Here is a 22069-nt window from a genome sequence, read left to right on the forward strand (position 1 = left end):
CACCATGGAGGCTAATCTTATGCAGTGGTTCACACAGTTGCGCCTGGGCACCAAGCTCATCATCACCTTCCTGCTGGTTGCCGGCGTATCGCTGGTCATCGGTAGCGTTGCGGTCAGCAAGATCGCGCAGGTGAACGGCATGATGAGCAGCATGTACGCCGACCGGCTGGTTCCCATCCGGGACCTGAGCCGGGTGGAAGCAGAAACCATCCAGCATTACCGGCGCCTGTACGTATCGCTGCTGACCAATGAAGCAGAAGAAACCCGTAGCCAGGCCGAGAAGAATCAGACGTCGGAAAAGGTGATGGATGACACCTTTTCCGCCTACAGCAAGACTTATCTGGTGGATGAAGAAAAGCGCTTGGTAGAGAAATACGTGCCGCAAATGGCCGCGTACCGCACCTCTGCCCGTAAGGTGATGGACCTGTTGCAAGCTGGCCAGCACCCGGAAGCAGTACACTTGGTGCGCACCGAAACCAAGCCACTGTTCGATCAGCTGACCGAAACAACCGCAGCCCTCGTCAAGGTGAACGAAGACACCGCCAAACAGGTGGATGCCGAATCCGATGCGATTGCCCGGCAAATCAGCAACCTGATGATCGGACTGATGGTTGGTGGCTTCGTGCTGGCGGTCATCATCGGCATCCTGGTGACCCGCATGATCGTGCGCCAGGTAGGCGGCGAGCCGGATGAGGCAGTGCGCATCCTGCAGCGCGTGGCCAATGGCGATCTGACCGTGGCCGTGCATGTAAAACCGGGCGACAACAACTCGATGCTGTTCAGCATCCAGCAGATGATAGGCAAGCTCACTGAAGTGATCAGCGACGTGAGCAGCTCGGCCAGCTCGCTGGCCTCCGCCTCCGAGGAGATTTCGGCCTCTGCACAGGCGCTATCGCAAAATGCGTCCGAGCAGGCTGCCAATGTCGAGGAAACCAGTGCAGCGGTCGAGGAAATCACCTCCACCGTATCGCAGAACTCGGAAAACGCCCGTGTGACCGACGGCATGGCCAGCAAATCGTCCACCGATGCGGTCGAGGGCGGCGATGCGGTAAAGCGGACGGTATCCGCGATGCGGCAGATTGCCGGCAAGATCGGCATCATCGATGACATTGCTTACCAGACCAACCTGCTGGCGCTCAATGCCGCCATCGAAGCGGCGCGCGCCGGCGAGCACGGCAAGGGCTTTGCGGTGGTAGCGGCCGAAGTGCGCAAGCTGGCCGAGCGCAGCCAGGTGGCCGCGCAGGAGATCAGCACGGTGGCCAGCGACAGCGTGACGCTGGCGGAGCGCGCCGGCACCCTGCTCGACCAGATGGTGCCGTCCATCCGCAAGACCGCCGACCTGGTACAGGAAATCTCTGCCGCATCACGTGAACAGACCAGCGGTCTGGATCAGATCAACACCGCGGTGAGCCAATTGGCGCAAACTACGCAGATGAATGCATCGGCATCGGAAGAGCTTTCATCGACCTCCGAAGAGATGAGCGCACAGGCGATTCAGCTGCAGGAAATGATCCGCTTCTTCAAAGTAAGTGGTGCGAGCCGCTAAAGCGGCTCAGGGAACGAGCATGGTGGAATTGAGCACCCGGGCGCTGGAAGCCAACGACGATGAAATGCGCCTGTTCCAGCAGCTCTTCAAGCAGCATATCGGCATGCATTTGCCGCAGTCGAAAAAGGCGCTGCTATGCAGCCGGCTTTCCAAGCGGCTGAACGAGCTGGGCCTGAACAGCTTCCGTGCGTACTACGAAGTGATCGCCGCGCCAACCGCTGCCGAGGAACGGCAGCGGGCGATCGACCTGATCACCACCAACGAGACCTACTTCTTCCGCGAGCCGCGCCACTTCGACTTCCTGCGCGCGCAGGTATTGCCCAAGGCATCGCGCACCGAACCATTGCGGATCTGGAGTGCGGCCAGTTCGACCGGCGAGGAAGGCTATTCCATCGCCATGCTGCTCGATGCCGAACGCCATGATGCACCGTGGGAAGTATACGGCTCGGACATCAGCCAGCGCGTGCTGCGCTTTGCCCGGCGCGGCGTGTACCCGATGGGGCGCGGCGAGCATATCCCGCCCGATTACCTGAAGCGCTATTGCCTGCGTGGCAATGGTGCCTATGCCGGCCAGTTCCTGGTGGAGCAGCGCCTGCGTGAATGCGTGCAGTTCGGCCAGCTCAACCTGACCGATCTGCCGAGGCACCTGGGGCCGTTCGACGTGATCTTCCTGCGTAACGTGATCATCTATTTCGACATGCCGACCAAGACACAGGTAGTGCAATCGGTGGTGCAGCACCTGAAACCCGGTGGCTGGCTGCTGGTGGGGCATTCCGAATCGCTGCACGGCATGGCCTTGCCGCTGCAGATGCATGCACCATCGATTTACCGGAAACCGGCGTGATGAGCCGGCGCATTTTCGTCAACCCCGGTGAAATCTACTTCGGCCATGGCGATATCCGCGTGGAAACACTGCTGGGTTCGTGTGTGGCCATCACTTTCTGGCATCCGGTGCGCCACCTGGGTGGCCTGTGCCATTTCCTGCTGCCCAGCCGGCTCAACGCCCGCACGGTGCCAGTCGTCAACGACGGGCGCTACGGCGAGGAAGCGCTGCAGCAGTTGCTCAGCGAAGTCAGCCGCCATGGCACCCGCATCGAGGATTACGCGGTCAAGGTGTTCGGTGGCGGACGGGTATTCGACAGCGAACCCTACAAGACCAGCATCGGCGAGACCAATGCGCATTTCGCCATCGGCATGCTGCAGAAGCGGCGCATCCCCGTGGCAGTGCAGGACATCACCGGTTATGGCTACCGCTACCTGCGTTTCGATCTGTCCAATGGCGATGTGTGGGTGCGGCGCGGCCGCGGCATCGCCATGGAAAAGAACATTACCAAGCCTGCCTTGAGCGAGGGTTTACCCAAATGACCATCAAGGTAATGATCGTCGACGATTCATCGGTGGTGCGCCAGGTGATGCAGGACGTGCTGGCACGCCACCGCGACATCGAGGTGATCGCCACCGCGCCGGACCCCATTTTCGCGATGACGAAAATGAAAACCAACTGGCCGGATGTGCTGTTGCTGGATATCGAGATGCCACGCATGGACGGCATCACCTTCCTCAAGCAGATCATGGCCGAGCGCCCCACCCCGGTGGTGATCTGCTCCACGCTGACCGAACGCGGCGCGGACATCACCATGGAAGCATTCGCCGCCGGTGCGGTGGGCGTGATCACCAAGCCTACGCTGGGGCTGAAGGATTTCCTGCAGGACAGCTCGGCCGACCTGGTTTCCGCCATCCGGGCAGCCGGCCAGGCCAGGGTGGGCAGGCTGCGCAGCATGGCACCACCGCCCCGTGTTGCGGCCTCCCCGCAGACGCAGGAACGCATGCACTCCCCCAAGCTGACCGCCGATGCGGTGCTGGATGCGCCTGGCAGCCATACCCATTTGCCGACCACCGAAAAAATCGTTGCGCTGGGTACCTCCACCGGCGGCACGCAGGCGCTGGAAGTGGTGCTGACCGCGCTGCCACGGACGTGTGCCGGCATCGTCATCGTCCAGCACATGCCGGAGAAATTCACCAAAAGCTTTGCCGACCGCCTTAATACGCTGTGCCAGATCGAGGTGAAGGAAGCCACGCACAATGATCGCATCGTGCCCGGCCGCGCGCTGATCGCCCCCGGTGGCAAGCACATGGTGGTGAAGCGCAGCGGCGCGCAGTACTACGTTGAAGTAATCGACGGCCCGCTGGTCAGCCGCCACCGGCCATCGGTGGATGTGCTGTTCCGCTCGGTGGCCAAGGCGGCCGGCAAGAATGCAGTGGGCATCATCATGACCGGCATGGGCGACGATGGCGCACGCGGCCTGAAGGAACTGCATGACACCGGCGCCACCACCTATGCGCAGGATGAAGCCAGCTGCGTGGTGTTCGGCATGCCCAAGGAAGCCATCGATCTGGGTGGCGTCAACGATATCGTTTCACTCGAACGTATTCCCTCGGTAATCGAACGCTATGGTCGTTGAAGCGCAACTCCCCATCATTGAATCACTGCTGATCGTTGACGATAGCGCAGTGCAACGCACGCATACCGCCGCGCTGGCACGCGAATGCGGCATCTCGCTGATTTACGAAGCAGGCAACGGCAACGAGGCGCTGGAACTGCTGGCCATGCTGACACTGCCGCCCAACCTGCTGATCATCGACCTGGAAATGCCCGGCATGGATGGCGTGGAACTGATCCAGCAACTGGAGCAACGCCGCATCGATATCCCCATCATCGTGGCATCCAGCCGTGAGGGTGCACTGATCAACTCGGTGGAGACGATGACGCATGCGCTGGGCCTGTCGGTGCTGGCTGCATTGCAGAAACCGTTGGGGCTGGTTCAGCTGCGTAACGCGTTCTGCCGCTACGATCGCGAGCCCGGCAAGGTACTTGAGCAAAAACTGGACATGCTCACCCCGGTCAGCCCGCTGGATCTGCAAAATGCCATCAAGGCGGGCGACATCATTGCCTACTACCAGCCCAAGGTGGACATGCGCACCGGCATGATCAAGGGAGTGGAGGCGCTGGCGCGCTGGAAGCACGCCGAGATCGGCATGATTCCGCCCGATCGTTTCATTCCGCTGGCCGAGCAGGAAGGATTGATCCACGATCTGACGCTGGCCATCACCGAAAAAGCGCTGGCGCAAACGGCAGCCTGGAACAAGCGCGGATTGCGGCTTTCAGTCGCGATCAACCTGTCGCCACGGCTGCTCGATTCCGCCAGCTTCGTGCATGAGGTGGCCGAACGGCTGGATCAATACGCGCTGCCCGCGGATCAGGTAGTGTGGGAAATCACCGAAAGCTCTGTGGTCGCCAACTTGGGCATGGCGCTGGGCACGCTGGCACGGCTGCGGCTCAAGGGCTTCGGCCTGTCCATCGACGATTACGGCACCGGCTTTTCATCGATGCAGCAACTAGCACGCATCCCGTTTACCGAACTCAAGATAGACCGCTCCTTCGTCCATGGCGCACACGAGCGGCACCACCTGCGCGTGATCCTGCAATCCGCGCTGGACATGGCCAGCCGGCTGGATCTGGTCTCTGTCGCCGAGGGTATAGAAACCATCGACGACTGGCGGCTGCTGCAAGATTCCGGCTGCGCACTCGGCCAGGGCTATCTGGTTGCCAAACCCATGCCGGCCGAGGAGCTGCCGCAGTGGCTGAAAGGCCATCACCGCAATCTGCGTGAACTGCGCGGACCGCACGCATTGCCCCGCTTTACCAGCAAGTAGCGCCGCGCCACAAAAAGAAAACGCCCGCTACTGCGGGCATTTTTCTTTCCAAACACAGCGCAATCAGGCTACACGCTTGGCAGCAACCATATTGCCCGGCTTCAGGCGGCGCAGCGCCTTGCCATCGTGGTTGAACACGTGGAACGAAGCAGACGGCGCCGACAGCGACACATTGTCGCCGATCGCCACTTCACGCTCGCCATCACCGCGCACCACCACATCATGGCCATTGCTGAGCGTGATGTAGAGGAAATTGGCTTCACCCAGGTGCTCGACCAGATTGACCGTGCCGGTGAACTGCTCGCTGCCGCTGTGGTTTTCCCACAGGTGCTCGGCACGGATGCCGACGGTAACGCGTCCGCCCGCGGTCAGGCCGGTACCGTCCACTTCGGTACGCAGTGTCTGGCCACCGGCCAGCGTGACCGTCACGCCGGTGGCGCTGGCATCGGCAATCACGCCTTCCACCAGGTTCATCTTGGGCGAGCCGATGAAACCAGCCACGAACAGGTTGGCGGGCTGCTGGTACAGCTCCAGCGGCGTGCCTGCTTGCTGGATATGGCCGTCGTGCATCACGACGATCTTGTCACCCAGCGTCATCGCCTCGACCTGATCGTGCGTCACGTAAACGATGGTGGCCTTCAGGTCACGGTGCAGCTTGGCGATTTCCAGCCGGGTCTGCACGCGCAGTGCGGCATCCAGGTTGGACAGCGGTTCGTCGAACAGGAACAGCTTGGGTTCGCGCACGATGGCACGGCCGATGGCCACGCGCTGGCGCTGGCCGCCGGAGAGCTCGCGCGGCAGGCGGTGCAACAGGTGGTCGATCTTGAGGATGCCGGCAGCGTGCTTGATGCGGCGCTCGATTTCTTCCTTGCCGGCGCCGTGGATCTTCAGCCCGAACGCCATGTTCTTGTACACATTCATGTGCGGGTACAGCGCATAGCTCTGGAACACCATGGCGATACCGCGCTTGGCCGGCGGCAGGTCGTTGCAGCGTACGTTGTCGATCACCAAGTCGCCGGCGGTGATTTCCTCCAGGCCGGACAGCATGCGCAGCAAGGTGGACTTGCCGCAGCCCGACGGACCGACCAGCACGGTGAATTCGCCGTCATCGATTTCAAGGTTGATGCTGGCAAGCACGTCCTGCTTGCCGTCATAGGATTTTTTCAGGTTCTTGAGCGAAACTTGAGCCATTTTTCATGTACTCCAATACTTATTTGACGGCACCGGCGGTAATACCGCGGATCAGTTGGCGCGAAGCGAAGACGTACATCACCAATACAGGCAGTACCGCGAGCGACAGCGAGGCCAGCACGGCATTCCAGTCGGTCACGTACTGGCCGATGAACTGCTGCACGCCCAGCGTGACGGTCTGCGTTTCTTCACCCGGGGCGAGAATCAGCGGGAACCACAGGTCGTTCCAGATCGGCACCATGGTGAACACGGCCACGGTGGCAACGGCGGGACGGATCAGCGGCAGGATGATCTGGAAGAAGATCTTGAATTCACCCACACCATCACAGCGCGCCGCTTCTTTCAGCTCCTTGGGGATCTGCTGCATGAACTCGCTGAGAATCATGATCGCCAGCGGCAAGCCCTGCGCCACGTACACCAGGATCAGGATGGTCAGCGTGTTGACGAGCTCCAGCTTCACCGCCAGCTCCAGGATGGACACCGTGCCCAGGCGGATCGGCACCATGATGCCGAACGCCAGGTAGATGGCCAGCCAGCGGCTGCCCTTGAACTTGTATTCCGACAGCGCCCACGCGGCCATGGCTGCGAACAGCAGGATCAGCACCAGCGATACCAGCGTGACCGTCAGGCTGTTGCCGAAGAAGTGCAGGAACGGGGATTTGTCGAGCACCTTGGTGAAGCCCACCAGCGAGAAGGTCTCGGGGGTAGGAAATGCCAGCGGGTTATCGAAAATGCCGTCGCGGCTCTTGAACGCGTTGATGATGATCAACACGATCGGGAATACCGATACGAGCGTGAACAGCGCCAGGATCAACTGCGTAAACGCAGTCGCACTCAGTTTGCCGATATTTTTTGTCATGACCGGCTCCTTAGAACGAATGACGTTGCAGCTTGCGCTGGATGAAGAAGCTATACACACCCACACCGGCCAGGATCACCAGGAACATGGTGGTGGCCACGGCGGCGCCCATCGTCGCGCTGCCCACCTGGCTCTGGTAGCCGAAGAAGGTGCGGTAGAAGAAGGTACCCAGGATATCGGTACTGAAGTTGGGGCCGGCAATGGCGCCCTTCACCGAGTAAATCAGGTCGAATGCGTTGAAGTTGCCCACGAAGGTCAGGATGGTGACAAGGCCCAGTGTCGGCAGGATCAGCGGCAGGCGGATGGTCCAGAAAATGCGCCACGGCGATGCACCTTCCACCACGGCGGCTTCGATGATTTCTTCCGGAATCGCAATCAGCGATGCGTAGATCAGCATCATCGGGATACCGACGAACTGCCATACCGAAATCAGTGCCAGCGTGATCAGCGCGGTTTCTTCCTGGCCCAGCCAGGGGGCAAAGTGCTCACCCAGGCCGACATGCGTCATCAACGATTCCGATACGCCCCACAGCGGCGACAGGATCAGCTGCCAGATGAAGCCGATGATCACCACCGACAGCAAGGTCGGCAGGAACAGCACGGTCTGGTAGGCCTTGGCACCTTTCACGCCCTTGAGCGACAGCAAGGCGGCCAGCAACAGGCCGATCGGGTTCTGGATACACATGTGGATGAGGAAGAACTTCACGTTGTTCCACATCGCATTCCAGAAGCTTTCCGACCATTGCGGGTCTGTCAGCAGCTTGGTGTAGTTGGCAATGCCCGCCCACGACTGCTGCCCGGTGTCGGAGGTGGTGTAAAAGCCCTGGCGCAGCGTATCGAGCAACGGATAGGCGCTGAACACCGTGTAAATCAGGAATGCTGGCGCGAGAAAGATCACTACGTGCCAGAAAGAGAAGCGTTTCATGCTCTTCTCCAAAAAAAGCGGACAAAAAAATGGCCGGGGCGTACCAGACACCGCAACAGCATCGCTGCATGGTCAGACTGTATTCACGCCACCCTTGTCAGCTAACAATAGGCGAAACGCACCGACAGTTCCGAACAACTCAGCCACGCCGTCAGGCAGCGCCGGGGGTACACCGCCGGCCTACTCACAGTCGAGGATGAAGACTTTTACTGCACTGCACACCCGCCGGTGGCGCTTTGCGTTGCAATCGGCTGGAACGAGGTTCAAGCACACGCTGGGCGCCGCGGCAGGCAATTACTGCGACAAGGCGCTTACTTGCCCGGCTTGTACCACTTGCTCAGGCCGGTCTGGATACGTGCTGCAGCGTCCTTGCCGGTCATCTTGCCGTTCAGGACCTGTGCGTTCACGTTCCACAGTTCGTTTTCCATGTTCGGCTCGCCGCGGTTCAGGATCTGCGCATTCAGACGGATGGTCGAAGCGCAGCTCTTGCGCCAATCCAGCATCTGCTTGGCAACCGGATCCTTCACGGCGATCAGGTGGCTGGACAGCGAGAAGAAGCCCGTGACCTTGTTGGTGTACAGGTCAGCAAACTCTTGCGAGCCCATCCACTGGATGAACTTGTAAGCGTCTTCCTTGTTCTTGGACTTGCTGTTCACACCCATGCCCAGGTCGGTATGGTCAGAGATGTAGCACTTGTCGCCAGCCTTCGGCACTGGCGGCGGGAATGCGCCCAGTTCGAACTTGGCATTGGTGTTGTAGTACGAGATATCCCACGAGCCAGCCGGCACCATGGCAGCCTTGCCCGAAGCGAACAGGGTCTGCGTATCACCGTAGGTCTGGGCCTGGTAGCCCTTGGCCAGGTAAGGACCGAACTTGGATTCGAGATCGAATGCGGCAACATACGGTGCATCGGTGAACTTGGCGGTGCCGGCGATCAGCGCCTTGCGACCTTCTTCACCCTTCCAGAACGGTGCGCCGAAGCTGGTGAACACGATCTGGCTCGATTCCCACTGGTCAGCGGTGCCCAGTGCGATCGGGGTCTTGCCTGCCTTCTTCACGGCTTCTGCAACCTTGAAGAATTCATCGGTGGTCTTCGGCACTTGCAGGCCGAGTTCCTGGAACATTTTCTTGTTGTACAGCACGCCGTGGATCACGGATGCGATAGGCAGGCCGAATACGGTCTTGCCATCGTCTGTCTGCCACGCCACCTTGGCCGAAGCCGGGAAGTTTTCCAGGCCTTGCTTGCCGTTCAGCGCATCCAGATTGCCTTTCTTGAACAGATCCAGCGACTTGTCGAACGGGCGCAGGGTGATCAGGTCACCCGCAGTGCCGCCGGTCAGACGGGCTGTCAGCGAGGAGTCGTATTCTGTCGGTGCGGTCGGGGAGAACTTGACCTTGATGTCCGGGTACTTCTTGTTGAAAGCCGGGATCAGTACATCTTCCCACAGGGTCTTGTCGTCAACGCGCCAGGATTCAATCGTCAACGAACCAGCTTGGGCGAGGCCTGCGGTCATCAGCGCAGCAACCAGGGCAGCGCGAGTAAAGCGTTTGGCTTGCATGGGGTCGAACTCCTCAGTTCTTGAACAGCTTGGATATCAGTTTTTACCACCGAGGCCATTTGGCCAGCGATGCTTGTAGTGCCCATGTCCCGCTTACGGACTTGGGATGCTCGCAAGTTAGCACCCGCTTATTCGTGACGCCATTTTTTATCTGCATCCCGCAAGAAAACCATCAACCCTTTGATTGAAAAGCCATTTACCTTAATTCAACAGAATATTGCGTTACACTAATTTACAAACTGGCCTGTTCGGTTCTAGGCGATATCTCAAGCTGGGCGGGCGCTGTCGCCAGCAATGGCAAGATGTCAGTGCCATAATCCTGCTGCAGTGCTGGCAATTGTTTGCAATGCAATGCAAGCTTTCTTTACAAATAAGCGGTCATGCTTACGCTAAGCTCGCGGCCAAACTACACACCCAGCCGATGAAACTGTCCTGTCTCCACTACCTCACCGCACTCGTTGTTGCCGGCGCACTGGCCGCCAGCGCGCCGGCGCGCGCGCAGCAGACGCTGGATGTGCTGCACTGGTGGACATCGCAAAGCGAGCGTAAAGCGGCGGATCTGCTGGCTGATGCGCTGGACAAGGAAGATATCCAGTGGCGTGATGCTGCCATTGCAGGCGGCGCAGGCATCGGTGCGATGAAGGTGCTGAAAAGCCGGTTGCTGTCCGGCCGGGCACCGGACAGCGCGCAGTTGATCGGTCCGGCAATACAGGAATGGGCGGAACTGGGGCTGCTGCTGGAGCTCGATACCGTATCCAGCCAGAACAACTGGAACCGTGCGTTCTTTCCCACCATCTGGTCGCTGGTGCGCCAACGCGGCCATGTGGTGGCGGTGCCCATCGGCATACACCGCATCAATACGCTGTTTTACCAGCGGCGCATCTTCAACGAGCTGGGCCTGACACCGCCACGCACCTGGGCTGAGTTCGAGCGCGCGGCAGAACGTATCAAGCGCGCCGGCATCACGCCATTGGCGCAAAGCAGCGAGCCCTGGCAGGTTTCCACGCTGTTCGAAACCCTGATGCTGTCCGAAAGTACGCCGGCGTTTTACCGGCAATTGTTCGAACGCGGCAATGACAAGGTATGGTTCGATCCGCGTGTGACGCGCGCACTGGAGCGCCTGCGCCGACTCAAGCAGTGGATGCCCGAGCCGGTGGCGGAAACGCGCTGGGAAAGCGTGGCACGCCAGTTGGCTAACGGCGACGTGGCCATGTGGGTAATGGGGGACTGGGCCAAGGGCGAGCTGCAGACCATGGGCCAGACCGTGGATGAGCAGTTTGGCTGCGTGGCGGTGCCCGGCACCGCGGACTACCATCTGTACAGCGTGGATACCTTCGTGATGCTGGCCGAGGATTACGCCAGCCAGGGCCAGCAGGAAAAGCTGGCCCAGCTTGCGGCATCCCCCGCGATACAGGCACGCTACAACCAGATCAAGGGCTCGGTGTCGGTGCGCCGTGATGCGGACCCCAACCAGATGGACAGCTGCGCGCGTGCATCATGGCGTACCTTCAACCGGGGTGCACTGGTGCAGGCGCCCAGCCTCACGCACCGCATGGCCAGCGAGGAAGGATTGAAAGACGCCATCACTGCCCAGTTGCACCGCTATTTTGTCGATGAGCATGTTCCCGCCAGTGAAACCCAGCGCCGCATTGCATCGCTGGCACGCGCACTGGGCAACCGCAAGAGTGAAGATTGATGCGCAAGATATTAATCGTTGATGACGACCAGAAAACCCGCACGCTGCTCAAGACCTATCTGGAAAAGAACCAGTACGAGGTCAAGCTGGCGCACGATGGCGCCAGCTTCATGGCCGAGTTCGAACGCTACCAGGACGACCTGAGCCTGGTGATCCTGGACGTGATGCTGCCCGATACCGATGGCTTTGCGCTGTGCGGCACCGTGCGCAAACGCTCGGCGGTACCCATCATCATGCTCACCGCCAATGCAGATGATACAGACCGCATCGTGGGGCTGGAGCTGGGGGCGGACGACTATATCGCCAAGCCCTACAACCCGCGCGAGCTGCTGGCGCGCATCAAGGCCATCCACCGCCGCATGGGCGGCGAGAACAGCAATACCGCGCCACGCCATTATCGTTTCAACGGTTTCTCGCTCGATACGCTGGAACGCACGCTGACTGACCCCGGCGGTGAAACCGTCAAGCTCACCGGGCTGGATTTCCAGCTGCTGCGCTATTTCGTCGAACATCCGGGCGAAGTACTCGACCGTACCGTGCTGGCCGAGGAAACCCGTGGCCGTGACCTGGGCCCGCTGGACCGCTCGCTGGATGTACAGGTCAGCCGCCTGCGCCAGCGCCTGCTGGACGACGGCAAGCAACCGGCATTGATCAAGACCGTGCGTGGCACCGGCTACGTGTTCTCGGCCGAGGTGGTTGCCAGCCATGTCGCTTGAAGACTGGCGCCCAGCCGCCAGCAGCAGCGAGCCCGTCATCGAGCCGATGCAGCGCGCATCGCGGCTCAACCGCGCGTTCAACCGGCTATTGCCCGGTTCGCTGCTGGCACGGCTGGCGCTGGTGATGCTGCTGGGCGTGCTGGCCAGCCAAGCGCTGGGCACCTGGATCTGGGCGGCGCAGCTCAAGACACGCTCCAATGAAGAAGCACGTGAAGCCGCCCGCTATATCGGCTACAGCGCCGCCAGCGCATTGCGCTTCTTCCAGAGTCTGCCTGCCAACTACCGGCCGCTGCTGATCGAACAGTTGCGCGAAATGGGCGGCACGCGCTTCTTCGTCAACGTGAACCATGGCCCGGTGGCCATCGACAGCGTGGTGGACGCGCCGCTGGCCAAATCGGTGGTCGATACGCTGACCACCACGCTCACGCAGGAACTGCCACGCCTCTCCACCTACCGGATCGGCTTTGCCTGGCCGGATGAGCTGGCCGTCACCGACGATGGCGTGACACTGGCCGATCTGCCCGACAGCTGGGTGCAGCACACGCTGCTGGTCAAGCCGCGCCCTGCCCCCATTTTGGTGATCCAGGCCGAGCTGGAATCGGGCGACTGGCTGTATCTGGCCACGCTGATGCCCAATCCCTATTTCCTCGATCAAGCCAATCCGCTCACGCGCGACCGGCTGGCGCTGCAGGCAGCAACACTGGTGATGGTCCTGCTGCTGTCACTGTGGGTAGTGCGCTGGCTGACCCGGCCACTGGCCTTGCTGTCGGAGGCTGCGGAAGCGTTCGGTCAGGGCGCCAACCCGCATCTGCCGGAAACCGGCTCGCGCGAGTACCTGAACACCGCACATGCATTCCACGCGATGCAGGCACGCATCAACCGCTACCTGGATGATCGCGAGCGACTGTTTGCATCGATCTCGCACGATCTGCGCACGCCGATCACGCGCCTGAAGCTGCGCACCGAAATGCTCGACGATGAAAACGACCGGCGTGAATTCCACGAAGACCTGGACGAGCTGGAGATCATGGTGAAGGGCGCGCTGCAAAGCGTAAAAGACACCGATATCCACGAAAACCGCACCGAAATCCGCCTGGATACACTGCTGACCCGGCTGAGCGAGGACGCCAAGATGGGGGGCTTTGAAGTGGCCATCGCCGCAGCGCCGATTACCGTTCTGGCCAAACCGCTTGCGCTCAAACGGGCCATCAGCAACTTGGTCGACAATGCACTCAAGTACGGCCAGCGCGCCGAAGTATTGCTTACCCGGCGCAGCAGCGGTGAAACCGAGCTGACCATCCGCGATTACGGCCCCGGCGTGCCGGATGAAGCACTTGCCACGCTGTTCCAGCCTTATGTGCGGCTGGAACATGGCAAGCAAAGCAATCAAGGCGGCATGGGGCTGGGGCTGGGCATTGCGCTGGACATCATCCATGCACATGGCGGCGAGCTGACACTGGCCAACCATCCGCAAGGCGGCCTGGTGGTGACCATCATCCTGCCGCGCACGGCCAGCATGAGCTAGCAGGCACGCCAGCATGGAACATGTCAGCGTACCGGTGCATCCCCCGCATGGTGCCATCGCTCTCCATCGCGGACTGGCGGCGCTGCTGCTTGTCACCATGTTGCCCTTGCTGGGTGCCTGTAGCAGCGCCGGCTACTACGCACAGGCAGTGAGCGGGCACATGCAGTTGCTGAACCGTACGCGGCCGGTGGAAACCGTTCTGGCCGACCCTGCCACACCACCCGCGGTGGCTGACAAGCTGCGTCGTACACAGGCGATACGCCAGTTTGCCAGCAGCGCACTGGCGCTGCCGGACAATGCCAGTTACCGCAGCTATGCCGATCTGGGCCGACCCTACGTGGTGTGGAATGTGGTCAGCACGCCGGAGCTGTCGCTGGCGCCACGCCAGTCGTGTTTCCTGCTGGTGGGCTGCATCGGCTACCGCGGTTTCTTCAATGAGGAAGACGCGCGCCATTTTGCCGCTGCGCAGCACGACCAGGGCGACGATGTACAGGTGTATGGCGTGCCTGCCTATTCCACGCTGGGCTGGATGAGCGATCCGCTACTCAATACCTTTCTGGTTTACAGCGACACCGATCTGGCCCGATTGATCTTCCATGAGCTGGCGCACCAGCTGGTGTACGTGCACGACGACAGCGCGTTCAACGAAGCGTTTGCCACCAGTGTGGAGCTGGAGGGCGCGAGGCGCTGGCTGGCAGCCACGCAGACGCAGGCCGACAGCAGCGCGCTCATCGACGTGGCACAGCAACGCCGCGAGGACTTCCAGGCATTGCTGGCCGCCAGCCACGCGCAACTTGCCGCGCTGTATGCCAGCCCGGTCAGCGATGGGGCCAAGCGCGAGGGCAAGGCGGCGGTATTTGCGGCACTGGACGCCCAGTATCAGGCACTCAAGCAACGCTGGGGTGGTTACACCGGTTACGATCACTGGTTCGATCCACCACCGGGTAATGCCCATCTGGCATCACTGGCCACCTATCAACGGCTGGTGCCGGCGTTCAAGCAGTTGCTGATCGACAACGACCGCGATCTGCCGCGCTTCTATACCGCCACGCGGCAACTGGCCGCCCAACCGGCCGAACAGCGCAACGCCGCGCTGCATGCACTGCTGCAGCGCGCCGCTGCCACATCCCGGCTTTAGGCCAGATCGGCACGCAAAACATGCTGGCATGTGGAAAAAAAGCGGGCGAGCCCATGGCCCGCCCTCAAAAGTTGCTCACTGCGGTTCGATGATTGCGCTTAACGCAATTGCAGGCTCACATCACCCTGAGTCGGGTTCACGGTGATGCGTACATGCGTCGCATCCAGCGTTTTTACGGCCAGTGCCTGGCTGCCTTGCCTGGCGCTGGCGGCGGTCACGGCGCGGCTGGTTGCCACATCCAGCGTCAGATCGGTGGCGTAACGCAGGCAATCGGCGCCGGTGGCGAAGTGCACCACGCCCTGGCCATTGGCATCCACACTCACGGCTGGCGAGCAGTTGTCACGCGCAAAGCGGTAGCGGATCACCTGGCTGGGCGGCGCCATCCACAGCTCGCCGGCATCGACCTTCGCCTTCACATAGTCGAGGTGGGCGGTATAGCGTGCCAGCGGAATGGTTTCCCACGAGGCATCACCCACGCCGTGTGCGGTACGCAGCGACCAGCCACCTTGGGCAATTGCGGCATCCACGTGCAGGTTGAGGATTTCGCTGCCTTCCGGATACAGCGACCAGATGCCCGAATTGGTGAACAGATCCCATTTGATGTTGTACGGGTCGGCAAAGTTGGCTGCATTCACGCCCACTGCGGTGCCGTACTGGATATTGCCTGCGGCATCCACGCGGTTGGCGGCGCGGCCACCGATATAGGTGGCGCTGCTCTTGAGGTAGGCAAGCGGTGCATCCGGCGTGATATCGGACGGCCAGGCAAAGAACTTGGGGGTGTAGCCATCCAGGTGCGCGGCGATATCGCTGGCGGAACCATCGATCTCGGCCTGGTTGTTCCAGCCGGCGGTATTGGCATCCATATGGTTGCGGCTATGGCTGAACACTTCATGACCGTGCGCGACGAACTGCTTGGCCGCCTGCCAGTGATAAGGCGCGCAATTGGCGGAAATGATGCCGAACGCAGCATGCAGGCCGCGCTTGGTCAGCTCCGGATCAGCATTGCTGATCTGGCCGTCGGTAATGTAAGCGCAGAAATCATCGTGCACCAGGCTATATGCACCCTTGGCGCCGCCAGCCCAGGTGGTATATGCAGCTGCCGTCACACCCACCGGATTGCACAGGTCGCCAGCGCTGGTGGCGCAGCTGCCCAGCTTTTTCCACAGCGACACCGCGTCGTTCGGGTTCCAGCCTGCGCCAGTCCAGGCGGTATGCGCCTGCAGATCCTGGTAGCGCTGGCCCTGGTATTGCACCACTTGGCCCACCGTGTAGCTGGCACCATCCTGCCACTCGGGAATGGCTGCCGTAGCACCTGCGGCAAGGCCGGCAATGGCCAGCGCGATACTGATGATTTTGCGTTGCATTTGAGAGTCTCCATCCTGCTTGTCTATGGCGGATTCAGCGATCCGTGGCCTCACTATGCCAGCGCTTCGGCAGCCGAAAACCGGCTGCATCGGCCCAATTCACGAACAACAGGATAAAGAACAACAAAGTCTTTCATTTCAAATACTTGGCTTTCAAAAAAGCCGCCCTTCTTTCACGAACTGCACGCCGTTGCAGCCATTTCGGCACTGAACCACGCCGGGTATTGGCGCTTGAGCTGCGCAAGATAGGTACGCGCGACCGGCACGGCCTGCCCCGCCACGATCAGCTCGATGCCGCCACCGGGTGCGCGGCGGCTGCCGCTCACCGATTTGGGCCGCACCAGGTAGGAGCGGTGCACCTGTACCAGTTCGTCAAAGTACAGACGGATCGCACGCAAGCGCAGCGTCACATAATGCGGCGCGGCCAGATCGGCAGCATAAATGCCGCTATAGCCCTTGTCGGCGCGGATGAAGTGCAGCTTCTCGCGCCGGCTGGCAATTTCGTACAGCTCGGCCAGCAATTGTGGTTGCCGCGCCAGCTCATGCAATTGCTGACGCACCAGCACCACCTGATTGGCCAGGCTGCGGAAATACACTTCTTCATCGTCTGACAACGGGCTGTGAAAACGTAGCGCGACACCATAATCGGCAAACGATGCATGGCGCAGCAGTGCCTCCTTGCGGCTTGCATCCATGCTGAGCAAACCGCCATCTGCCGCAGGCACCAGCGCTTCGTCTTCGAGCAAGGTGGCTTCGCTCACGCGTGCATCATCGGACAGGAAACGCAGCATGGTTTCGAGCATGCGCTCCAGGCTGCGCTGTTCGGATAACTGGCGGGTAAAGCGCTCCAGCTCAAGCAGTGCATCACGGCGGGCTGGTGTTTCAATTGCAGCCCCAGGCTGCACGGCGCAGGCAAGTGGCAGCAACTGCTGGCGTATCGCCAGGCTGTTGCCCGCCAGATTGTCCAGCACCTGCGCATCGATTACGGTAAGCCGCTCCGGCCAGCGCTCGCGCAGCTGTGCAGCTTGCGTAGCCACCCCCAGCAAATGATCGGGCAACACACCCAATGCATTCACTAGGTACTCGCGTTGCGCATGCTCCAGCATCCGCAGCCTGCTGCGGCGCAAGCGCCATAGCAGACCCAGCGTCAGCATCAGTCCTGCCACCGCCCCCAATAACCAGGGCATTGCCGCCGCCGTACGCTCACGCACCATCGCCCAGCGCGCCTGCCATGGATGGAAATGCCGCCACGCCTGGTCCAGCAACGCATCGTCCCCCGGGGCATCACTGCTCGTTTCCCACAGGCCCAATCCGGCCAGCCCTTGCTGCCCGATGAAGTCCAGCTTGGCAGCCAGCGCACGCGGACTCTCGAATGAAATCAGTTGCCCGGTGTGCGGCTGGTACAGCGTTTCTGCCTGTACCACGTCATCCCAATGCGCCTCGAACCCGCCGCTGGCGGCAAGCTTGCGGATTTCTGCATAGGTGAACAAACCCGTCGGGCCGCTTTTCTCGTTATCCCAGGTACCAAACGGCACGCCCTTGGGCTGCTGGTACAGGCCATGTTCCTTGCCCGGCGGAACACCCAGCCAGCTGATGCCCTGAGCCGGCAGCAGCAAGACCAGCTTGGCCGCTGGCAAGCCCATGGCCTTGAGTTCGGCAACCGCGCCGGAAACACTGGTACCGGCATGCGCCGGATCAGGCATCAACGGTGATTTATGCCCGGTTTGCTCGCTCCAGGCACCGCGGAACTCCGATGCAATCAGCGTGGCAAAATCCACATCCGCCAGCATGGCGCGCACATTCCAGCCGGGGCGTTGCACCGGTTCCGCACTGATGGTGAGGGACAGTACGCAGGAAGCGGCACGCGCATGGCATGCCTGGCGCATTTCGTGAATCAGTGCTTGATAGTTGATCAGGTCATCCGGCCGCTTGCCGGTATTGGGGTGCCCCCCCACGACCGGAAAACGCCAGTCGAACTCGATGCCATCAAATCCGTAGCGATCAAGAAACGCCAGCGTGGATGCCACAAACTGCCGGCGCTTGGCCGGATCAGCCGCCACATCGGAATAATTGCGCGACCAGTTCCAGCCACCCACCGCGATCAACGTCTTGAGCTTGGGATTGCGTGCCTTGAGCGCGGGCAACAGCGCATAGTTGCCGCGGTACAGCTGGTTGTTGTCGCCAGCGTGCACACGTACCAGGTCGGTGAAGAAATCGCCCGGCGCCACAGTGCCGTCGGCCTTCAGCTCTGCCACCGAATAGACCAGGTGCGTGAGTTTCTCCACCGGCGCATCGGCAAGCGATGCCCCATGGCTGTAGCTGGCCCAGAAAGGAAAATAACCAACGATCAACGGCTCCGCCCGTGCGCCAAGTGCTGCGCAGGCCAGAACCGCGACCAGTATGTGCTGGCGCAGTGTCATCTCCATCCTCATATTCATTCTGTTCAGCACTCATCGGCGCTGTTATGAGGGGGATTCTAGTCTGCACCTTTGCAGGCCGGCGTAATTTTCTTTACCCATTTGCGCTGACAGACAACGCGTGCCGAATGTAATGAAAAAGCCCTGTCCTTGCGGAATGCAAGGTACAGGGCTCCAGGACAGCTGGTGGGGCTGCAGAACTGCGCCGCTGTCAGCTCAGCGCATTACGGCGCGGCGACGTGGCCGTAGCAGGCCTTGAGCTTGTCGTAATTGTAGAAATGGCTGGCCGGGCTGATTTTGGCGCTGTCGCAGCCGGGTTTGAAGTCCGTTTCCTTCTCGTTGTACAGCATCTTCACCAGCAGGCTACCCTTGCCGTCACTGTAAACATCCCACTGCATATTGGCTGCCATCGGCGACACCTGATCACCGCGCCACGGGTTATTGGCATAGCTGTAGGTGGTGCTTTTTGGTTGCTGTTGCAACACATTCTTCAGGCCCATGATGGACGCGAACGGCACGGTGATCTCGGCATGCGCAAAACGCAGCTTGGCCGCATGGGCAAGATTGCCTCTGGCAATGGCATCGACCTCGTTGAAGAAATCGTCCTGCAGGATCTGCGCCATCTTCCAGGTGACGCTGCCCTTTTCGGTCATGCCCGGGCCCTTGTCATAGAAGTCGGACGTATCGTTGACCTGTGCGAACACGCGCGCCTGGTCTGCCGGCAGGTAGCGCATGAAATCGACGCCGACTTCATCCTTCATCGCCGGGGCAATCGAATACAGTTCGTAGACCAGCGAACCGGCATCACCCAGCGAGGCAATCACCGTTTTGCCATCGCCGCTCAGCGTGCTGCTGTATTTGCCATCGTCGCTGGTATAGGTAAACGTACCGGTATTGGCAAAGCTGTAGCTACCGTTGGCAATCTTGTCGACAAAGACCTTGGTGAACAGTCGCTCCATCACCACGCGGCCGGCATCCACTACCGCCGGGTCTGCCAGTGCGGCAGCCTGCCTGGCCAGCAGATCAGTGTCTTCGGCCTTGTACTTCTGGTAGGCGAGGCTGTCCTGGTAGGTTTGATAGCGCGGATCGACGGTGTTGAGCACCTCGTCGGTCTTGGCCGCCAGCTTGTGGAAATACAGCAGGAAGCGATTGGTGCCGTCTTTCTGCGCTACCGGCTTGGCAAGCGGGTATGGCGCCGGTGCCGGCGGATAGGCGATCAGCGTGGCCAGATTGGGCTGGGTCTTGGTCAGCGAGGCCACGAAGAACGCACCGCTATCAACTGCACGATCCACGCCTGATGTGACGGTAACGATCTGGCGCGGCTTGGTGGCGGCAGCATCGCCCACTTCTTTCCAGAAACCGGCCAGCCGGCTTTGCAGGCGCACCGCCAGTTGCTGGTGCTCCTTGATACCCACCAGCGTTTCATTGCCGTAACCCGGCGTGGAAATGCCATTTACGCCGTAGCCCAGCAGGAAGTTGGCCTTCATCAACTTGAGCACATCCGGTCCCAACTGCTGGCCCAGCGGTGTCAGCGCGCCTTCGTCGGAGGCCTTTTTCCACATATTGTAGATGGCAAGGTCATATTTCAGGCTGGACAACCCGCGCGAGCCATGCCGTGCCAACAGCTCGGTATATACCGGGCTGTAGCCTGCGGGAGCCGCCTCATAGGTGCTGGCGGCCTGCTGCGGCTGGTAGGGTGCCTTGGTCTGGTAGTAGGTTGGCACCGGGCTTGGCACCGGCGTGGGGGTGGGGGTGGGGGCCTGCGTGGGCTTTACCACCGGGGTGCCCGTGGGCGTAACGGCAGCGCTGTTGTCATCGCTGTTACAGGCGGACAGTGCACCAGCCAGCAAGGCCAGCAGCACTGCATGTTTGAATGTGGTTTTCACGGTTTGCTTCCCTGCTCAGAAGAAACCGTGGTTTATAGCCGCCTGCGATGACAGGATGATGTTGGCACCGCCCGAGTTGGCCATGCCCCCCAGGCACGCGGCCAGACTCGGGCCTGGTCGCGTGCTAATCGACCTTGCGTATCGTCGGCAGCACCGCCACCATGGCCAGCACCAGCACCGACATGGTCAGGCCGAATGCCGGCATGATCCACGCAATTTCGACATGCAGTGACAGCAGGGCCGTCACCATCGAATAGGAAATCGGGCTCAGGCCCATGGACGCCACGGTGTTGAGGCTCATCACCCGGCCAATCTTGTCGCGATCGGTATATTGCTGCAGCAAGGACATCATCGGCACATTGTTGCTGACCACACCAAACCCCAGCAGGAACTGGATGAAAATGGCGCCCCACAACCAGTACACATGACCTTGCAGCGCCAGCAGCACGCCCTCGATGGCAATGACGACCGCGATCATCAACAGCCGCTTTTTCATCGGTGGATAAATCGTCAGCAAGGTGCCGCCGACGACCATGCCGGTGGCAAAGGCGCTTTGGAGGAACGATAGCGTACTGGCCTCGCCCTTGAGGTGATCGGTGACGATGATGGGGATGCCCAGGCCCAGCGGGCCCATGAACAGCAGGTTGGCAATCGCGTAGATCAGCATCAGGCTGAGCAGCACCGGGGTATTGATTGCGTATTTCAGACCTTCCACGAGCTCGTGCAGCACGTGGCGGCGCTCCTTGTGCTGCACCAGCGGCGGCTCTTGCACCATGGCGATACAGCCCACGCCCACCAGCAACAGCACGCCGGTGATCGAGAATACCCATTCGTAGCTCACCAGCGCCAGCAAGATGCCGCCCAGCACCGGGCCGAACACCAGACCGATCTGGTTGGTGGTCAGCATGATGGAGTTGGCGCGGGTAAGATCGCTGCCCTGTACCAGGCTGGGCAGCAGTGCATCGCGCGCCGGCCAGAAAAATGCATCCAGCGCCCCGTAGATGAAGGCAAAGCCTGTCAGCATCCAGATATCGAGCTTACCGAGGGCAAGCAGGCCAACCAGTGCAAACATCAGCATCACCCGCAGCGACAACGAGAAGAGGATGATGCGGCTGCGCTTCATCCGGTCGGCCACCACGCCGCCCAGCAGCATCAGCACGATGCGTGGCACTGACCCGGCAATCATCACCAACCCGAGTTGTTCCTTGGCGCCAAGGGTTTTGACGACGAACCAGGTCTCGGCAATGGTGGCAACCGCCAGCGCGAAGTTGCCCACCACGCTGGCCAGCCAGACGAAGAAGAAATTGCGGTTCTGCAGCAGGGACGGGGGTTGGGTCATGGAAATCAATGGCGAAGCATGCAATACCGCATTCTATCGGCGCGTACCCGCGTTTGCGATGTCGTTTCCTCTCATTTGACTTGCTCCATTCCCTCATTTTCCGCCTGCGGGATCAACGGCATACCTGGCGTAAACAGCGCAGGTGGCACGTAATGCGCGACCGTCAGTCAAAATCCATGCATAACGGCAAGCCA

17 protein-coding genes are annotated in these 22069 nt (G+C 60.8%); 9 read left to right on the plus strand and 8 right to left on the minus strand.

Annotation, left to right across the window (positions count from 1 at the left end; translation table 11 throughout):
• The first annotated feature begins 19 nt into the window (after positions 1–19).
• Genes IGB42_RS08150 through IGB42_RS08170 form a run of 5 tightly spaced genes read left to right on the plus strand, consistent with a single transcriptional unit; the run spans position 20 to position 5260 of the window.
• Positions 20–1546 (plus strand): methyl-accepting chemotaxis protein, encoded by a 1527-nt coding sequence (locus IGB42_RS08150; protein WP_159669712.1) that lies wholly within the window; start codon positions 20–22, stop codon positions 1544–1546.
• Between the two features lie 19 nt (positions 1547–1565).
• Positions 1566–2390, plus strand: coding sequence for a protein-glutamate O-methyltransferase CheR (locus IGB42_RS08155; protein ID WP_159669716.1), 825 nt, complete (start codon positions 1566–1568; stop codon positions 2388–2390).
• Positions 2390–2911: a chemotaxis protein CheD gene (locus IGB42_RS08160; RefSeq protein ID WP_159669720.1), complete on the plus strand. Its 522-nt coding sequence runs from the start codon at positions 2390–2392 to the stop codon at positions 2909–2911. Before IGB42_RS08155 ends, IGB42_RS08160 begins: the two co-directional genes overlap by 1 nt.
• Positions 2908–4008 (plus strand): chemotaxis response regulator protein-glutamate methylesterase, encoded by a 1101-nt coding sequence (locus tag IGB42_RS08165; RefSeq protein ID WP_159669725.1) that lies wholly within the window; start codon positions 2908–2910, stop codon positions 4006–4008. The genes IGB42_RS08160 and IGB42_RS08165 overlap by 4 nt, the downstream gene beginning before the upstream one ends.
• Entirely contained in the window at positions 3998–5260 is a 1263-nt protein-coding gene (locus IGB42_RS08170; RefSeq protein WP_159669730.1) for an EAL domain-containing response regulator, read from the plus strand. The genes IGB42_RS08165 and IGB42_RS08170 overlap by 11 nt, the downstream gene beginning before the upstream one ends.
• Positions 5261–5323: 63 nt before the next feature.
• On the opposite strand, the gene IGB42_RS08175 is transcribed toward IGB42_RS08170, so the two are convergent.
• From IGB42_RS08175 to IGB42_RS08190, 4 genes are all read right to left on the minus strand, one after another.
• On the minus strand, positions 5324–6451 hold the full coding sequence (locus tag IGB42_RS08175; protein WP_159669733.1) for an ABC transporter ATP-binding protein: 1128 nt from the start codon (positions 6449–6451) through the stop codon (positions 5324–5326).
• Between the two features lie 19 nt (positions 6452–6470).
• On the minus strand, positions 6471–7310 hold the full coding sequence (locus IGB42_RS08180) for a carbohydrate ABC transporter permease (protein WP_159669736.1): 840 nt from the start codon (positions 7308–7310) through the stop codon (positions 6471–6473).
• A gap of 10 nt (positions 7311–7320) precedes the next feature.
• Positions 7321–8235, minus strand: a complete 915-nt coding sequence (locus IGB42_RS08185) for a carbohydrate ABC transporter permease (protein WP_159669739.1) — start codon at positions 8233–8235, stop codon at positions 7321–7323.
• A gap of 311 nt (positions 8236–8546) precedes the next feature.
• Positions 8547–9794 (minus strand): ABC transporter substrate-binding protein, encoded by a 1248-nt coding sequence (locus tag IGB42_RS08190; RefSeq protein WP_159669742.1) that lies wholly within the window; start codon positions 9792–9794, stop codon positions 8547–8549.
• A 421-nt stretch (positions 9795–10215) separates the two neighbouring features.
• Here IGB42_RS08190 and IGB42_RS08195 point away from each other — a divergent pair, with 421 nt between their 5' ends.
• From IGB42_RS08195 to IGB42_RS08210, 4 genes are read left to right on the plus strand one after another with little or no spacing between them, the layout of a single operon-like run.
• Positions 10216–11490, plus strand: a complete 1275-nt coding sequence (locus IGB42_RS08195) for an ABC transporter substrate-binding protein (RefSeq protein ID WP_159669745.1) — start codon at positions 10216–10218, stop codon at positions 11488–11490.
• Positions 11490–12206 carry a response regulator gene (locus IGB42_RS08200; RefSeq protein ID WP_159669748.1) on the plus strand — a complete coding sequence of 239 codons (717 nt, stop codon included), beginning with the start codon at positions 11490–11492 and terminating at the stop codon, positions 12204–12206. Before IGB42_RS08195 ends, IGB42_RS08200 begins: the two co-directional genes overlap by 1 nt.
• Positions 12196–13731: an ATP-binding protein gene (locus IGB42_RS08205; RefSeq protein ID WP_236822530.1), complete on the plus strand. Its 1536-nt coding sequence runs from the start codon at positions 12196–12198 to the stop codon at positions 13729–13731. Before IGB42_RS08200 ends, IGB42_RS08205 begins: the two co-directional genes overlap by 11 nt.
• Before the next feature lie 13 nt (positions 13732–13744).
• Positions 13745–14869, plus strand: a complete 1125-nt coding sequence (locus tag IGB42_RS08210; protein ID WP_201799863.1) for an aminopeptidase — start codon at positions 13745–13747, stop codon at positions 14867–14869.
• 98 nt (positions 14870–14967) lie between these two features.
• Here IGB42_RS08210 and IGB42_RS08215 read toward each other — a convergent pair whose 3' ends face one another.
• The 4 genes from IGB42_RS08215 to IGB42_RS08230 all read right to left on the minus strand — a co-directional run bounded on the left by IGB42_RS08215 (position 14968) and on the right by IGB42_RS08230 (position 21875).
• Complete coding sequence (locus IGB42_RS08215) at positions 14968–16233, minus strand: carbohydrate-binding protein (protein ID WP_159669751.1); 1266 nt, start codon at positions 16231–16233, stop codon at positions 14968–14970.
• Between the two features lie 173 nt (positions 16234–16406).
• The gene (locus IGB42_RS08220; protein ID WP_159669754.1) at positions 16407–18659 is read right to left on the minus strand and encodes a glycosyl hydrolase family 18 protein; all 2253 of its coding nucleotides are present in this window, start codon (positions 18657–18659) and stop codon (positions 16407–16409) included.
• Between the two features lie 215 nt (positions 18660–18874).
• A complete protein-coding gene (locus IGB42_RS08225; RefSeq protein ID WP_159669757.1) occupies positions 18875–20536 on the minus strand; it encodes a histidine-type phosphatase in 1662 nt (553 codons plus the stop codon).
• A gap of 124 nt (positions 20537–20660) precedes the next feature.
• Positions 20661–21875, minus strand: a complete 1215-nt coding sequence (locus IGB42_RS08230) for an MFS transporter (RefSeq protein ID WP_159669760.1) — start codon at positions 21873–21875, stop codon at positions 20661–20663.
• Positions 21876–22069: the final 194 nt, after the last annotated feature.

It is taken from the genome of Andreprevotia sp. IGB-42 (assembly GCF_009848685.1).
Taxonomy (GTDB): Bacteria; Pseudomonadota; Gammaproteobacteria; order Burkholderiales; family Chitinibacteraceae; genus Andreprevotia.

What these genes read in the sequence shown, in the direction of transcription:
- IGB42_RS08150 (WP_159669712.1), top strand. Translation starts at nt 20, where the DNA reads ATGCAGTGGTTCACACAGTTGCGCCTGGGCACCAAGCTCATCATCACC.
- IGB42_RS08155 (WP_159669716.1), top strand. Translation starts at nt 1,566, where the DNA reads ATGGTGGAATTGAGCACCCGGGCGCTGGAAGCCAACGACGATGAAATG.
- IGB42_RS08160 (WP_159669720.1), top strand. Translation starts at nt 2,390, where the DNA reads ATGAGCCGGCGCATTTTCGTCAACCCCGGTGAAATCTACTTCGGCCAT.
- IGB42_RS08165 (WP_159669725.1), top strand. Translation starts at nt 2,908, where the DNA reads ATGACCATCAAGGTAATGATCGTCGACGATTCATCGGTGGTGCGCCAG.
- IGB42_RS08170 (WP_159669730.1), top strand. Translation starts at nt 3,998, where the DNA reads ATGGTCGTTGAAGCGCAACTCCCCATCATTGAATCACTGCTGATCGTT.
- IGB42_RS08175 (WP_159669733.1), bottom strand. Translation starts at nt 6,451, where the DNA reads ATGGCTCAAGTTTCGCTCAAGAACCTGAAAAAATCCTATGACGGCAAG.
- IGB42_RS08180 (WP_159669736.1), bottom strand. Translation starts at nt 7,310, where the DNA reads ATGACAAAAAATATCGGCAAACTGAGTGCGACTGCGTTTACGCAGTTG.
- IGB42_RS08185 (WP_159669739.1), bottom strand. Translation starts at nt 8,235, where the DNA reads ATGAAACGCTTCTCTTTCTGGCACGTAGTGATCTTTCTCGCGCCAGCA.
- IGB42_RS08190 (WP_159669742.1), bottom strand. Translation starts at nt 9,794, where the DNA reads ATGCAAGCCAAACGCTTTACTCGCGCTGCCCTGGTTGCTGCGCTGATG.
- IGB42_RS08195 (WP_159669745.1), top strand. Translation starts at nt 10,216, where the DNA reads ATGAAACTGTCCTGTCTCCACTACCTCACCGCACTCGTTGTTGCCGGC.
- IGB42_RS08200 (WP_159669748.1), top strand. Translation starts at nt 11,490, where the DNA reads ATGCGCAAGATATTAATCGTTGATGACGACCAGAAAACCCGCACGCTG.
- IGB42_RS08205 (WP_236822530.1), top strand. Translation starts at nt 12,196, where the DNA reads ATGTCGCTTGAAGACTGGCGCCCAGCCGCCAGCAGCAGCGAGCCCGTC.
- IGB42_RS08210 (WP_201799863.1), top strand. Translation starts at nt 13,745, where the DNA reads ATGGAACATGTCAGCGTACCGGTGCATCCCCCGCATGGTGCCATCGCT.
- IGB42_RS08215 (WP_159669751.1), bottom strand. Translation starts at nt 16,233, where the DNA reads ATGCAACGCAAAATCATCAGTATCGCGCTGGCCATTGCCGGCCTTGCC.
- IGB42_RS08220 (WP_159669754.1), bottom strand. Translation starts at nt 18,659, where the DNA reads ATGGAGATGACACTGCGCCAGCACATACTGGTCGCGGTTCTGGCCTGC.
- IGB42_RS08230 (WP_159669760.1), bottom strand. Translation starts at nt 21,875, where the DNA reads ATGACCCAACCCCCGTCCCTGCTGCAGAACCGCAATTTCTTCTTCGTC.